The following is a 15,002-nucleotide window of genomic DNA, read 5'->3' as shown; positions in this document are numbered from 1 at the left end:
CCGCCGCTTTGCACGAGTATCAATTGTAATAATGTGACAAAATGCAATGTCCCAAGGAATACCTTGGAGGAGCCAACGAGGAGGTGATCAGTATGCCAGCATTGATCTGGATCGTTCTCGTTGTTGCCGCATTATTCTTTGGGTTCGTGATTGGGTATTTTATTCGCAAATCTCTTGCAGAGGCTAAAATCTCCAGTGCGGAACAAGCTGCCGCGCAAATCGTGGAGAACGCGAAAAAAGAGGCAGAAGCACTGAAGAAAGAAACAGTTCTGGAAGCGAAAGATGAAGTTCATCGCATCCGGGCTGAAGCTGACAAAGAAACTCGTGAACGTCGTAATGAAATTCAACGGCAGGAACGCAGACTTTTGCAAAAAGAAGAGTCGCTGGATAAAAAATTAGAATCGCTGGAACGTAAAGAAGAGCAAGTGGCTAACAAAGAGAAACGAATCGATGAAACCCAGCAGCAAATTGAACAGATGTACAAGGACCAGGTGACCGAGCTGGAACGGATCTCCAACCTCACGATGGAAGATGCAAGAAGCATCATTTTGTCCAACGTAGAGCAGGAGGTACGCCACGAGACGGCACAAATGATCAAGGAACTGGAACAGCAGGCGAAAGAAGAAGCGGACAAGAAGTCACGCGAGATTATTACCCTTGCTATTCAGCGTTGTGCAGCCGATCACGTTGCGGAGACAACCGTATCCGTCGTCACACTGCCTAACGAAGAAATGAAAGGCCGGATCATCGGCCGAGAAGGCCGTAATATCCGTGCACTCGAGACGCTTACGGGAATTGACCTCATTATCGATGATACGCCGGAAGCTGTTATTCTGTCAGGCTTTGATCCGATCCGCCGTGAGATTGCACGTACAGCCTTGGAAAAACTGGTTGCGGACGGACGTATTCACCCGGCACGCATCGAAGAAATGGTGGAAAAATCCCGTAAAGAAGTGGACGAGCGTATCCGTGAATACGGAGAGCAGGCCACATTCGAGGTTGGTGTGCATGGATTGCATCCTGACCTGATCAAAATTCTGGGACGTCTCAAGTTCCGTACAAGTTACGGACAGAACGTTCTCAAGCACTCCATGGAAGTCGCTTATCTGGCGGGTCTGATGGCCGGCGAGCTGGGTGAGGACGTTATCTTGGCAAGACGTGCCGGCTTACTGCATGATATCGGCAAGGCGCTGGATCATGAAGTGGAAGGCTCTCACGTTGAGATTGGTGTGGAGCTTGCGAAGAAATACAAAGAACATCCGGTTGTTATCAACAGTATCGCTTCTCACCATGGTGATTGCGAAGCAACCTCCGTTATTGCCATGCTGGTTGGCGCGGCTGACGCATTGTCCGCTGCAAGACCAGGCGCTAGACGTGAGACGCTGGAAACGTATATCCGCCGCCTTGAGAAGCTGGAGGCGATTTCTGAATCCTTCGAAGGGGTTGAGAAATCATACGCCATCCAGGCAGGCCGTGAAGTTCGTGTCATGGTACAGCCTGAGAAAATCGATGACGCCGAAGCGTTCCGACTGGCTCGTGATATTACGAAGACGATCGAGAATGAACTGGATTATCCGGGACATATCAAAGTTACCGTTATTCGGGAGACCCGGGCGGTTGAATACGCTAAATAGGATGATGATAAAGTGGCCGCCTACTGGGGCCACTTTTCATTTGGACATCCTAATAGCAGCACAAGTTCAGGAGGGAATACCATCAACGTATTATTCATTGGAGACATCGTAGGCAGTGTTGGACGCAAAGCGCTCAAAGCGACTTTGCCTTATCTGAAGAACAAATATAACCCGCATTTTATTATCGTCAACGGAGAAAATGCCGCTTCCGGACGCGGAATTACCGGAGCCATTGCACGCGAATTTTTCGACTGGGGCGTGCATGGCATTACACTGGGCAACCATACTTGGGACAACAAGGACATTTTTGATGTCATTGACGATGAGCCGCGTATGATTCGTCCGGCCAACTTCCCGCCAGGAACACCAGGCGAAGGATATACCGTGATCAAAGCTAACAATAAGGAACTTGCTATCGTGAATCTGCAGGGCCGGACTTTCCTGCCGTCTATCGACTGCCCATTCCGTACCGCCGATGAGATTGTAGATTCTCTGCGCAAGAAGCACAAGCATATTCTGGTGGATTTCCATGCAGAAGCGACATCAGAGAAAATTGCAATGGGCTGGTATCTCGATGGCAGAGCCTCGATGGTTGTCGGTACCCATACGCATGTCCAGAGTAATGATGAACGAATTCTGCCGGAAGGAACCGCTTTTCTAACGGATACGGGCATGGTTGGTCCAAGGGACGGAATTCTTGGTATGGAACGAGATGCGGTTCTACGCAAGTTTCTGACCCAGCTGCCGGTGCGGTTCCAGGTGGATAACGGCAAATGGCATTTCCATGCCGTATATGCAGAACTGGATGATCAGACGGGAAAAGCCCGTAAAATACAGAAGATTCGCATTCAGGAAGATGAATGGTTGATGGATTAATCGTTGTTCATTAGCTGAAAGTCTAATTTTCAAGGAAATCCCCTGAGGAAGAAGGAATTATTTGCCCACCCGCGAATAACATCTATAGTGGAATTCAAACTATAATCGTTCCCAGGGGAGGTACTTACCATGGAAGTATTAAAAGTATCAGCAAAATCCAATCCCAATTCCGTTGCCGGCGCACTTGCAGGGGTACTGCGTGAGCGTGGAGCAGCTGAGCTGCAGGCGATTGGAGCCGGTGCACTGAACCAAGCGATTAAAGCTGTTGCGATTGCCCGGGGATTTGTAGCGCCAAGTGGAGTGGACCTGATTTGTATTCCTGCATTTACCGATATTGTCATTGACGGAGAAGACCGGACGGCCATTAAGCTGATTGTGGAACCTCGATAATATATGCAAGACGATGAACCTGTTTACGATCGTGTAAGCAGGTTTTTTTGCGTGGAAAACTTGCATAAATTGTAATGATCATTACAGATCATCTGTGTAGAAGCATAGTGTCTGTCTATTCCTTATCATTTTCGTTCAAGGAGCGGTGCTGATGTCGAACGAATACCGGGTCGCCGATTTTCATTGTGACGTATTAAGCAAGCTTCAAATGAATTCAACGCTAAATTTCCAGGAGGATGAACGCCTTGATGTTCATGCAGCCCGTCTGAAGGAAGGCAGGGTCTTACTGCAGACCTTCGCCATCTATCTGTCGGAGAAGCTTGGCCGGCCCACCTTCGAGCATATTGCCGAGCAGATCTCTATTTTTTATTCCAAAGTAGCTGCCGGATTATCCGGCTCAGGAACTCTGCAGCCTTTACAGTGGAGGGACCAGGCAGAAAGGCTGGCTTCATACACCGGTCATGACAAAAGCTGGGCTCTGCTGGCTCTCGAGGGTGTTGACGGTCTGGAGGGAAGGTTGATGTATGTGGACCTGTGCTACCTGCTCGGCGTCCGGGTTATGGGAATCACGTGGAACTATGCCAATTGGGCCGCAGACGGCATTCTGGAGCAGCGCAACGGCGGATTCAGTACGAAGGGCAGAGCTTTTATCAAGAGGTGCGGGGAACTGGGCCTCCTGCTGGATGTCTCTCACCTGTCAGAGCATGGTTTCTGGGAGCTCATGGAACTGAGTGACAAGCCGCCGATTGCCTCCCATTCTAATACGCGAGCTTGCTGCAGCCATCCACGTAACCTGACGGATGAACAGATCACAGCGCTGGTCGCCCGCGAAGGCAGGATCGGGATCACCTTTGTGCCCCAGTTTACGAAGGCCGCAGTGCCGGTGACGAATACCGATTTGCTGAAACATTTGGAGCATATCTGCTCAAGGGGCGGGGCTTCGCATATTATGTTTGGTTCAGATTTCGACGGGATTGAGACGCATATTCAGGGACTGGAGCATGCCGGGAAGTATCCATCCCTGATTGACCTCCTGCTCAAGCATTACCCCGAACCGATTGTGCGAGGCTGGACTTCTGGAAATGCCTTTAGTTATCTGGCCAGTCATCTGCCGGAGCGCCCGTCAGTATAGAACGGTTTTGCTGATATCAGAACATGATGAGATCCTGGAAATGGCGAAATTGAAAACATTTTGAGCGATCTTTTTCTTTTTCATGAAAAAAGGGTATAATTGCATAGGTGAACCGAGAAAGATTTGAACAAGGAGTGACTCATCATGAGTAAAACCGTACCTGTAGGCGTCTCCGGACGTCATATTCATTTGACACAAGAACATATTGAAGCCCTGTTCGGTGCTGGTTACCAGCTGACCGAATTTAAACCGCTGTCCCAGCCGGGTCAGTTCGCTGCAAACGAAACTGTTGCTGTAGTCGGCTCTAAAGGAGAATTCGGCACTGTTCGTATTCTAGGACCTGCCCGTCCTGCTTCCCAGCTGGAAATCTCCCGTACCGACTCTTTCGCTCTGGGCGTTAAGGCCCCGGTCCGTGAGTCCGGTAACATTGAAGGCACACCTGGCATCCTCGTTAAAGGTCCTGCCGGAGAAGTGACGCTGGAGCAAGGCGTAATCGTGGCTGCCCGCCATATTCATTTCCATACGTCTGATGCCGAGAAGTGGGGCATTCAAGACAAGCAGGAGCTGAAGGTACGTGTAGGCGGCGAGCGTGGTGTCGTATTCGAGCATGTGATTGCCCGTGTATCAGACAACTTTGCGCTGGACATGCATATCGATACCGATGAAGCAAATGCAGCTGGTGTGAAGAACGGCGACCAGGCGGAAATTATTGATTAAGCTGAATTATCAGGAGCGGACCCGGCAGTACTGCCGGGTCCGCTTTTTTTGTTTATAAAGAAATGAAATTCGGGTTCGACAGTAAGCCTGAATATATGACAATTTCTGCAATTTTATAAGTCCTTTGTTATAGGGGGAGATGCCATGGTTAAGTAAAATACTATACCATGTCTGGAGGGATGATCATGAGATTGCAGAATAAAGCGAGTATTATTACAGGAGCAGGCGGCGGTCTGGGACGAGCAGCAGCGATCAAATTTGTTCAAGAAGGTGCCAAGCTGATTCTGGTGGATCTGAACGGTGAAGCCCTGGAACAGACGGTTCAAGCAGTCAAGAAATTCAAGCCGGATGCGGAAGTCTACACAATTACTGCCGATGTGACCGATGAAGCAGATGTGCAGAAGTATGTGCAGCTTGCGCTGGACAAATTCGGACGCATTGATGCTTTGTTCAATAATGCCGGAATTGAAGGTCCAGTCACGCCATTGGGTGATTATGACAGCGCTGCTTTCAGTAAGGTCATAGATATTAATCTTAAAGGTATATTCCTCGGTCTTAAGCATGTCATTAACGTGATGAAGGAACAAAAGAGCGGTGCGATCATCAATACTGCTTCCAGCGGCGGTGTCATTGCGGCCGAGAATTTTGGAGCCTATGTCGCAAGTAAACATGGTGTGGTCGGTCTGACGCGAAATGCGGCGGTTGAGTACAGCAAGTACGGTATTCATATTAATGCGATCTGCCCGGGACCTATTAATACGGATATGATCAAGCATGCATCGGTGAAATGGTTCCCGGAAAACCCGCAGCAGTACTACGATCAGATTACCGCAGGCATTCCGGCAGGCCGTCTGGGTGAGCCGGAGGAAGTAGCAAATCTGGTTGCCTTTCTGGCATCGGATGAGTCAGCTTACGTGAACGGCACGGCTATATCCATTGACGGTGCCATGACGATTCAATAACTATCATAAGGCTCACGATACGACCAGTCTGCCGCGGCAGGCTGGTTGTTTCTTTGTATCTCGAACAGCAGTGACAATGGTTATAGCCTGGGTCTTATGATATAATTTAATATCGCATGACCCTATGCACACAGTTACTCTAGAGATAGCTTGATATAAAGGACGTGAGCACGATGAACAAGGAGAATCAGAATGCGGCAGACTTGACATCTGCGAAGAACAAGGATTACTCCAAGTATTTTGATTTCAGCGATGCGAAGCTGATTTCCGAGGAAGACGGCAAGACGACTTACAGGATCAAGGGACGTAATATCCAGATTAACTCTCAGCCCGACTTCAAGGAAGGCAAGCGCCGGGGTAAAGAAGAGATCCAGGTCCTGAGCTATACGGATCCCCGCAATGAGGAAATGCTGGAGACCTTCCGTGAGATGAACCGTCACAAGCAGCACTATTACACGATTTATACGTATGGATGCCAGATGAACGAGCATGACACGGAAACGATGAAAGGGCTGCTCGAACAGATGGGCTACCGGAGTACCGAGGACCGCAAACAAGCTGATATCATTTTGCTGAATACATGCGCGATCCGTGAGAATGCGGAGGACAAAGTTTTTGGAGAACTGGGTCATCTGAAGCACTTGAAGACGGAGAAGCCGAATCTGCTGCTGGGTGTATGCGGCTGTATGTCCCAGGAGGAAGCGGTCGTAAACCGGATTATGCAGAAGCATGGATTCGTCGATATGATCTTTGGTACACACAACATTCACAGGCTGCCGCATCTGGTCCAAGAAGCCTTGTTCAGTAAGGAAATGGTCGTTGAAGTCTGGTCCAAAGAAGGCGACATTATCGAGCATCTACCGAAGAAGCGTGAAGGGATGCGGGCATGGGTCAACATTATGTACGGCTGCGATAAATTTTGCACCTACTGCATTGTTCCATTTACCCGCGGGAAGGAACGCAGCCGCCGGCCCGAGGATGTGATTGCAGAGGTCCGCGATCTGGCAAGACAAGGCTTTAAGGAAATCACACTGCTGGGGCAGAATGTGAATGCCTATGGCAAGGATTTTACCGATATGGAATACCGGTTCGGTGATCTGATGGACGATATCCGCCAGATTGATATTCCGCGAGTCCGCTTTACGACGTCCCACCCGCGTGATTTTGATGATCACTTGATTGAAGTACTGGCCCGGGGCGGTAATCTGGTCGAGCATATTCATCTGCCGGTGCAGTCAGGCAGTACGGAGATCTTGAAGCGGATGAGCCGGAAGTACAGCCGGGAGCGTTACTTGGAGCTGGTAGGCAAAATCAAGGCAGCCATACCCGGCGCTGTGCTGACGACAGATATCATTGTAGGCTTCCCAGGAGAGACCGATGAGCAATTCGAGGATACGCTGTCCCTGGTTCGGGAAGTCGGGTTTGATTCCGCATTCACCTTTATCTATTCACCTCGTGAAGGAACGCCAGCGGCAACGATGGAAGACAACGTTCCGATGGAGAAGAAGAAGGAGCGACTGGCTCGTTTGAATAATGCCATCAAGGAATCGAGCCGTCAGAGCAATGAAGATATGCGCGGGCAGATTGTAGAGGTTCTGGTTGAGGGCGAGAGCAAGAATAATGCCCAGATGCTGTCTGGACGCACGCGCACGAACAAGCTGGTGCATTTTGAAGGGACAACGGATCTGATTGGAAGTTTCGTACATGTAAGGATTACGGATGCGCTGACGTGGTACATTAAAGGGGACCTCGTTCCTGAACCGTTGGCGGTTAACCAATAAACTAGGAATAGAATGGAGCGATGACCATGGCAGAGGAGCATACTGCAGGCTTGAATGCCGGAGGCAGTCAGGAGCTTATCATTCGTGATGATATATTAAACAAAGCCAGGGAGCTGGCGCAGGTTCTCGGTTCAAGCGAGGAAGTGCAGCAGTTTCAGCAGGCGGAGGAAAAAATCAACAACCATCAGCGTATTCAGCAGCTGATTGCAACGATTAAGAAAAAGCAAAAAGAAATTGTTGCATTCGAGAGCCTGAAGAACAAAAGTATGGTCGACAGAATTGAGGCTGAAATTGCAGCGCTGCAGGCCGAGATTGACGGGATTCCGCTCGTGACGGCGTATCAGCAGAGCCAGAAGGAAATCAATGATCTGCTTCAGCTCGTGATGTCCACGATTCGGGATTCGGTTTCGGAAAAGATTCATGTAGAAAGCGGCAGCGGCTCTGCATCGAGCAGCTGCAGCGATTAAGCCGAAACAGGTGCGGAGAGATCTTCCGCACCTTTTTGCTGCATCAAATTCAGCATCATGATTCCGAATACTAGGGATTCGGGTACATTATACGAATAGACGGAGGGAAACATAAGGATGGATATTTTGCACACCATGGTCGAAGAAGGACAAGAGCGTTTCTGGGGATATTTGGGCTGCCGGCTGATTAGCGCAACCGAACAGGAGGTCAAGATCGGATTGACGGCGGATGAGCATCATACGAACTCTATGGGGATTGTACATGGCGGGGTTCTGTCTTCCCTGATGGATCAGGCGATGGGGATGGTAGCGACGGCAGCGAAGAAGGTGGACGCCTGTGTTACCACCAATCTCAATGTTCACTACCTGTCCCCTATGCGAAAAGGAGAATTGACAGTTACCGCCAAGGTCGTGCATATGGCGGGACGGAGCCTTACAGCTGAAGCTTTTGTTCATGATGCTGCGGGTACACTTGGCTGTATGGCGACAGGATCTTTCCGTGTGATCAAACCACCGGCTCAATCCTAAACAGAGATTTATGCCGTCTACTACGTGAAAAACTTGACAAACTCATTTAATACGTCATAATGAGATTATCAATACGATATTAAATATGGTGATGCTGATGAGCTATTTAGAGAATGAGAATGAGGAAGAGAAGCAGAAAGCGGCTTATGATATCAAGAAATACCGGACACCAGATGGCGCGCCTGCCGATATCGTCATGTTCACCTTAACGAAGCGAGAGCGCAAGACCGTCACGAAGACGCTTCCAATCCGTGAACTGAAGGTGATGCTGATCAAGCGCAGACGCTGGCCGTTTGCAGGCAAATGGGCTCTTCCCGGCGGTTTCTGTAATGTGAATGAATCCATGTACGGAGCAGCCAAGCGTGAACTGATGGAGGAGACCGGTGTGGACGGAGGACATCTGGAATATCTGGGCGTATACAGCAAGCCGGGGCGCGATCCGCGGGGCTGGATTATCTCCCATGCCTTCTTCGCCCTGGTGGAGGAGTGGATGCTTGAGCATAGGCAGGCAGCCGATGATGCCTCCGAGGTTGGTTTATTCACGGTAAAGGAAGCCTTAGAAGAGCTGGATTTGGCTTTTGACCACCATGATATTATTGCAGATGCTTACCAGCGCATTCAGTACCAGATGCTGGAGACCACGATTGCAAAACAGTTCCTTCCGCGCCATTTTACGTTAAGTGAGCTGTATCAGGTTATTCAGAGCGTGGTGCCGGACTTTGAGGAGCCTAACTTTATCCGCAAGATCACATCCACCCGCAGCAGACAGGGGATCATCGAAGAGGTCCGCGATGAGAACGGCAAGCCGCTCAGCTCCAATCAATATTCACAGCGGCCTGCCCAGCTGTACCGGTTTACCGATCTGGTGCCGAGATTATCCATCTATACCTGATTTGTCTGAGACTGAATCCTATCGCAGGGGAGAGATTGTCATGAAGGCATTGATAGTTATTGACTATACCAACGATTTCATGGATGGAAGTCTTCCGGTGGGAGAGCCTGCAGTTTTGCTGCAGGACACCATCGCTGAGCTTACCCAGAATTTTATTGAAAACGGTGACCTGGTCGTCATGGCCGTTGATCTGCATGAAGCGAATGATCCTTATCATCCGGAGACGAAGCTTTTTCCTTCGCATAATATCCGGGGTACGGAAGGACGACGTCTCTTCGGCAAGCTGGATACGGTATATGAGCAGAACAAGAGCCGGATTTATTGGATGGATAAGACGCGGTACAGTGCTTTTTGCGGGACGGACCTCGAACTGAAACTTCGTGAGCGCGGAATTCAGGAACTGGTGCTGGTTGGTGTATGCACGGATATCTGTGTGCTTCATACCGCAGTGGATGCTTATAACAAAGGCTATGGCATTACCGTCTATGAAGATGCTGTAGCCAGCTTCAATCAGGCAGGACATGAATGGGCCCTGGGTCATTTTAAGAGCAGTCTGGGGGCTAATGTTCTTAAGGCATCCCAAGAAACGAGCTGAAAGGATCACCTAAGATCCAGCCAGCCTGCGGGACATCCCGGCCAATGGCCAATGAATGAAGGAGAGGTTGATAACGATGCAGACAACCAGTCTGGCTTTACATACGGATAAATACCAAATTAACATGATGTACGCCCACTGGGCTAACGGCTCGCATGACCATCAGGCAGTATTCGAGGCTTATTTCCGCAAGCTGCCTTTCGGAAACGGCTACGCCGTATTCGCAGGTCTGGAGCGGATCGTCGACTATGTCGCCAATCTCCGCTTCACGGAAGAGGATATCCGCTATTTGTCCGAACAGGAAGAACAGTATGATCCTCAGTTTCTGGAGCTGCTGCGCCAATTCACATTCCGGGGGACCATTCATTCCATGAAGGAAGGGGCTGTCGTGTTCCCGAACGAGCCGCTGGTTCGCGTGGAAGGAACGATTTTTGAGACCCAGCTGGTTGAGACGGCATTGCTTAACTTCATGAACTATCAGACGCTCATTGCGACGAAGGCTTCCCGCATCAAACAGGTGGCGGATGGTGACACGCTGCTGGAGTTTGGTACCCGTCGCGCCCAGGAGGCGGATGCTGCCATCTGGGGGGCGAGAGCGGCATATGTCGCCGGCTTTGATGCGACGTCCAATATGCTGGCAGGCGAACGCTTTGGCATCCCTACGAAAGGGACACATGCCCATTCCTGGGTGCAGAGCTTTATGACTGAACAGGAAGCGTTCGATGCCTATGCCAAAGTTCTGCCTGATCAGGTTACCCTGCTTGTTGACACCTTTGATACGTTGGGAAGCGGTGTTCCACATGCAATCCGTACAGGTAAAATGCTCGAAGAGCAAGGGAAGCGAATGAATGCCATCCGTCTGGATTCCGGTGACCTTGCATACCTCTCCATCCAGGCACGCAAAATGCTGGATGAAGCCGGACTGGATTATGTGCAGATTGTCGCATCGAATGATCTGGATGAGAATACGATTTTCAACCTCAAAGCTCAGGGAGCCCGCATCGACGTCTGGGGCGTCGGCACCCAGCTCATTACCGCATCCGATCAGCCTTCGCTGGGCGGGGTTTACAAGCTCGTCGAGCGTGAGGTCAACGGACAGATGAAGCCGACGATCAAAATCTCGGGAAATCCTGAGAAGGTAACAACACCAGGCAAGAAGGATGTCTACCGGATTATCGACAAGAAGACGAACAAGTCCATCGCCGACTATATATGCTTCCCTGAGGAGGAGCGTCCACGCAATGGAGAACGGCTGAAGCTGTTTAACCCGCTCCATCCTTACCTGAAGCGATATGTAGAGAATTACGAGGCGATCTCAATGCTTGAACCTATCTTTGTTGAGGGCAAGCAGGTTTATCAGCTGCCGACGCTGGATGAGATCCGGGCGTATCACCTTGAGCAGCTGGGCCAGTTCTGGCCGGAGTACCAGCGTAAGCTGAATCCGGAGATCTACAGGGTAAACATCAGTCAGAAGGCATGGGAACTGAAGCAGAAGATGCTGGATGAATATATGCCTGCAGAGGAATAGAAGGAAGGCACGGAAAAGACGGGCAGCCGGCGTTTCCGTGCCTTTTTGCATAGTTCATGAACCCGGCTGCCGTTATGATGAAGGAAGAAAACGGGTAATTATTTCTCGGGAAAGCGCAGAAAACGTCATGAGCTGATCGGAATCGTATTCGTTCGACAGATCGGGACGGATTGCAGGCTGACAGGCGGCACTTAAAAGGAGGATGACCGAAATGGCAGCAGCATTTGAAGCATTTGCAGCAGCATTTGAAGCATTTATAGTACGAAATGATGAACAGGGATTCCGGACAGGCTTGGAGCAGGTAACGCCAGACTTCCTTCCTGAAGGTAATGTCTTGGTCCGTGTTACGTATTCCAGTGTAAATTATAAGGATGGACTAGCCGGCACAGCCGACGGGAAAATAGTTCGCTCATATCCATTTATTCCAGGGATTGATCTGGCGGGTGAAGTAGTGGAATCCCGGGATGCCCGATATGCACCTGGTGACCAGGTTCTCTGTACCGGTTATGAGCTGGGTGTCTCCCACTTTGGAGGCTACAGCCAGTACGCGCGGGTTCAGGGGGACTGGCTGGTTCGCCTGCCTGAAGGACTTAGTGCCAAGGTAGCAATGGCCGTGGGCACAGCGGGATTCACAGCCGCCTTGTCTGTTCACAGCCTGCTGGATCAGGGGCTTGCACCGGAGAGCGGCCCTATTCTAGTAACGGGAGCGACCGGCGGTGTCGGCAGCACAGCCGTCGCCATTCTGAGCCGGCTTGGATTTGAGGTAACAGCTTCCACCGGAAAGGCCGAAACTCAGACAGCGCTGCTGAAATCGCTGGGGGCAGCCCATGTTATTTCCCGCGAAGAAGCACAGGCAGTCAGTAAGGGAGCCTTAGCTAAAACACAATGGGCCGGTATTGTAGATCCTGTAGGAGGACCTGCCACCGCCGAGCATTTGAAACGCCTGCAGTATGGCGGTATCCTTGCGCTGTCCGGCTTGACTGGCGGCGGAAGCTTTGATGCAACGGTCTTTCCGTTCATTCTGCGCGGTGTCCGCTTGCAGGGGATTGACTCTGTCTACTGTCCGATGCCGCTTCGTTCTGAAATCTGGAACAAGCTGGCGGAGGCGTGGAAGCCCGTTAAATTATTGGAGCTCGGAATTCAGGAAGTTACACTCTCCGAACTGCCTGATGTGCTGGCGGCTATTCTGCAAGGCCAGGCTGCAGGCAGAACGGTCGTACGTATTAACGATTGATCAGAACGATTCACTTTAGTCTTTGTAAAGCTCTCGCATGACATGGCGTAATTCAGGGAGGATCAAACGGGTCATAGCCAGACGGACGGCTCCAGTTGAGCCAGGCATGGAGAAGACAGCTGTACGGCCGATTGTACCCGCGATAGCCCGGCTTAGAATGGCTGCAGATCCGATATCTTCGGTGAAGCTGAGCATACGGAAGATCTCACCGAATCCGGGCATTTCCTTCTCCAGCAGCCCGGCGACCGCTTCATAAGTCGTATCTCTGGGAGCGATACCTGTGCCTCCAGTCAGGAGGACAGCTTCAACTTCAGGCCGCTCAGCGGCATGCTGGATAAGATTACTGATACTCTCCGGCTCGTCCCGGACGATGACGTAATCCGCAACGGTGTATCCGGCTTCCTGCAGCAGCTCCAGAATGAGCTGTCCGCCTTTATCATTCTCGGCTGTGCGGGTATCGGACACCGTAACGACCATACAGTTGACCTGCTGTGGTGCCTCCTGCCGGTGCTGCTCAACACTATTCATCATGTATGACCTCCTGGTGGCTTGTACTTGTACTTAGGATGCTGTCTGTTTGTTTGTTCACTATATATATTATTCATTGTATTAAAATCTCGAGTTTTAATAAACAGGAGGAACGACAGCGTGGAAAAAGCAACACCCGTATACGTGCTCTCCGGTTTTCTGGGGAGCGGAAAGACGACACTGCTGGAGCAGTGGATCACCACATTGAAGCAGGCAGGGCTTAAGCCTGCCATCATCATGAATGAACTGGGGGAGGTCAACCTTGATGGTCTGGCCGTTGATGCAGATGTTCCGATGACAGAAGTGCTGGGCGGCTGTATCTGCTGCTCGGGACGAGAGGATCTGGGTATGCAGCTGGCTGAGCTGATTGACAGCGAACATCCTGATGTCATTATTATTGAGGCTACCGGCGCTGCCAATCCTATGGAGATTCTGGATGGAATAACGGAAACTTCGTTATTTATGAGAATGGATCTGAAGCCGCTGGTTACGGTCGTGGACGCTGCTCATCTGCTTGGGTTATACCGGGATCAGAAGGGCAAAACATATCGCCTGATGCAGGACCAGATCCGCTGTGCCTCCATACTGATTTTGAATAAACAGGATCGGGTGACTTCGGAGGAGCTCACGGAGCTGGGGGCGCTGCTGAATCGGTGGAATCCGCATGCAGCCGTGTATCCGGCAGTCCGCTGTAAGTCCAGGGAAGTGATGGCTTGGTTTGAGGACAGTCTAAATGGCTCCGGAGATAACGGCACACCGTGGGCGCGGCCGGTTCGGGAAACTTCTGAAAAACATCAGGAAGAGGAGCAGGCGGAGCCTCCATCGAGCCCATTCAAGGTGCTGAATGCCTCCCACAGTCATGTGATGGTTTATACTCACTACTTTGAAGTCCCTGTCAACAGCGAAGCGTTTGAAGCCCTTATTGCCGGTCTTCCCCGTGATGTATATCGTGCCAAAGGGGTGCTGACGTTCAGCGACACATCGGGAAGATATCTGTTTCAATACGCTTACAGAGCTTCGGACTTTATGAAGATCAATCCGCAGAAGCCGGTTCCGGATGTAGCTGTATTTATCGGTGAACATTTTGACCAGCAGCAGATCCGGGCACAATTATTAGAGCTGGAGCAAGAGGCCAGGGATAACTAACACCGCTGTTCATTAATATGTAATATATTGGATATTAAAATGTTTCAACTTCCCTTCCGTATGGGTAATACAATACCAGATCAGCTTAACCTACGGGAGGTAATTACAATGAATATGACCAGTAATTCCATGCAGGAGTGTATTGATGCTTGTCTGGAGTGTATGAACGCATGCAACAGATGTTATGTAGCGAGTCTGAAGGAATATGACCTTGCCATGCTGCGCGATTGTATCCGGCTTGATCGTGAATGCGCAGAGATTTGTTCATTTGCTGCTGAAGCACTCAGCCGGGGTACTCAATTTGCAGCTGAAATCTGTGAGCTGTGCGCTAAGGCCTGTGAGGCGTGTGCTGAAGAATGCGGCAAACATGAGCATGAACATTGCAAGCAATGTGCGGAAGCATGCAGACGCTGTGCAGACATTTGCCGTCACATGGCAGCTTAACAGCTGACAGGTACAGAATGATCCAACCGGTTTCATAGTGAACTCACTATGAGCCGGTTTTTTCGTGTCTGAATATAAAAAAAATACCCGTGACCGAGAGGTCGAACGGGTACATGCTGCGGCGTACAAACCTTAGAATCTCTTCATC

16 protein-coding genes are annotated in these 15,002 nt (G+C 50.5%); 15 read left to right on the top strand and 1 reads right to left on the bottom strand.

Annotated elements, in window-relative coordinates:
• Positions 1–92 precede the first annotated feature (92 nt).
• From rny to Q5741_RS04895, 13 genes are all read left to right on the top strand, one after another.
• Positions 93–1,634 (top strand): ribonuclease Y, encoded by a 1,542-nt coding sequence (gene rny, locus Q5741_RS04955; protein ID WP_305022956.1) that lies wholly within the window; start codon positions 93–95, stop codon positions 1,632–1,634.
• An 81-nt stretch (positions 1,635–1,715) separates the two neighbouring features.
• Positions 1,716–2,510, top strand: coding sequence for a TIGR00282 family metallophosphoesterase (locus Q5741_RS04950; RefSeq protein WP_305023333.1), 795 nt, complete (start codon positions 1,716–1,718; stop codon positions 2,508–2,510).
• 129 nt (positions 2,511–2,639) lie between these two features.
• Complete coding sequence (locus tag Q5741_RS04945) at positions 2,640–2,900, top strand: stage V sporulation protein S (protein ID WP_006286829.1); 261 nt, start codon at positions 2,640–2,642, stop codon at positions 2,898–2,900.
• A 151-nt stretch (positions 2,901–3,051) separates the two neighbouring features.
• On the top strand, positions 3,052–4,032 hold the full coding sequence (locus Q5741_RS04940) for a dipeptidase (RefSeq protein ID WP_305022953.1): 981 nt from the start codon (positions 3,052–3,054) through the stop codon (positions 4,030–4,032).
• A gap of 144 nt (positions 4,033–4,176) precedes the next feature.
• Positions 4,177–4,749 carry a phosphate propanoyltransferase gene (gene pduL / locus Q5741_RS04935; protein ID WP_305022952.1) on the top strand — a complete coding sequence of 191 codons (573 nt, stop codon included), beginning with the start codon at positions 4,177–4,179 and terminating at the stop codon, positions 4,747–4,749.
• Positions 4,750–4,934: 185 nt separating this feature from the next.
• Positions 4,935–5,711: a glucose 1-dehydrogenase gene (locus Q5741_RS04930; protein WP_305022951.1), complete on the top strand. Its 777-nt coding sequence runs from the start codon at positions 4,935–4,937 to the stop codon at positions 5,709–5,711.
• 173 nt (positions 5,712–5,884) lie between these two features.
• Positions 5,885–7,492 carry a tRNA (N6-isopentenyl adenosine(37)-C2)-methylthiotransferase MiaB gene (gene miaB / locus Q5741_RS04925; protein WP_305022950.1) on the top strand — a complete coding sequence of 536 codons (1,608 nt, stop codon included), beginning with the start codon at positions 5,885–5,887 and terminating at the stop codon, positions 7,490–7,492.
• A 26-nt stretch (positions 7,493–7,518) separates the two neighbouring features.
• The gene (locus tag Q5741_RS04920) at positions 7,519–7,959 is read left to right on the top strand and encodes a RicAFT regulatory complex protein RicA family protein (protein WP_305022949.1); all 441 of its coding nucleotides are present in this window, start codon (positions 7,519–7,521) and stop codon (positions 7,957–7,959) included.
• Positions 7,960–8,076: 117 nt separating this feature from the next.
• Entirely contained in the window at positions 8,077–8,487 is a 411-nt protein-coding gene (locus Q5741_RS04915; RefSeq protein WP_305022948.1) for a PaaI family thioesterase, read from the top strand.
• Positions 8,488–8,584: 97 nt separating this feature from the next.
• The gene (locus Q5741_RS04910; protein WP_305022947.1) at positions 8,585–9,379 is read left to right on the top strand and encodes an NUDIX domain-containing protein; all 795 of its coding nucleotides are present in this window, start codon (positions 8,585–8,587) and stop codon (positions 9,377–9,379) included.
• A gap of 40 nt (positions 9,380–9,419) precedes the next feature.
• A complete protein-coding gene (locus Q5741_RS04905; RefSeq protein WP_305022946.1) occupies positions 9,420–9,974 on the top strand; it encodes a cysteine hydrolase family protein in 555 nt (184 codons plus the stop codon).
• Positions 9,975–10,050: 76 nt separating this feature from the next.
• On the top strand, positions 10,051–11,502 hold the full coding sequence (locus Q5741_RS04900; protein ID WP_305023332.1) for a nicotinate phosphoribosyltransferase: 1,452 nt from the start codon (positions 10,051–10,053) through the stop codon (positions 11,500–11,502).
• Positions 11,503–11,713: 211 nt separating this feature from the next.
• Positions 11,714–12,736 (top strand): acrylyl-CoA reductase family protein, encoded by a 1,023-nt coding sequence (locus tag Q5741_RS04895; RefSeq protein ID WP_305022945.1) that lies wholly within the window; start codon positions 11,714–11,716, stop codon positions 12,734–12,736.
• A 15-nt stretch (positions 12,737–12,751) separates the two neighbouring features.
• Here the strand turns inward: Q5741_RS04895 and Q5741_RS04890 are convergent, their stop codons facing one another.
• Positions 12,752–13,264: a MogA/MoaB family molybdenum cofactor biosynthesis protein gene (locus Q5741_RS04890; protein WP_305023331.1), complete on the bottom strand. Its 513-nt coding sequence runs from the start codon at positions 13,262–13,264 to the stop codon at positions 12,752–12,754.
• 120 nt (positions 13,265–13,384) lie between these two features.
• Here Q5741_RS04890 and Q5741_RS04885 point away from each other — a divergent pair, with 120 nt between their 5' ends.
• Positions 13,385–14,410, top strand: a complete 1,026-nt coding sequence (locus tag Q5741_RS04885) for a CobW family GTP-binding protein (protein WP_305022944.1) — start codon at positions 13,385–13,387, stop codon at positions 14,408–14,410.
• A 114-nt stretch (positions 14,411–14,524) separates the two neighbouring features.
• Positions 14,525–14,854, top strand: a complete 330-nt coding sequence (locus Q5741_RS04880; protein WP_305023330.1) for a four-helix bundle copper-binding protein — start codon at positions 14,525–14,527, stop codon at positions 14,852–14,854.
• Positions 14,855–15,002 lie beyond the last annotated feature (148 nt).

Origin of the sequence: Paenibacillus lacisoli, assembly GCF_030580655.1 — a bacterium.
Taxonomy (GTDB): Bacteria; Bacillota; Bacilli; order Paenibacillales; family Paenibacillaceae; genus Paenibacillus; species Paenibacillus lacisoli.
The sequence above is the reverse complement of the archived record's forward strand: the minus strand, read 5'-3'. Positions and strand labels throughout refer to the sequence as shown.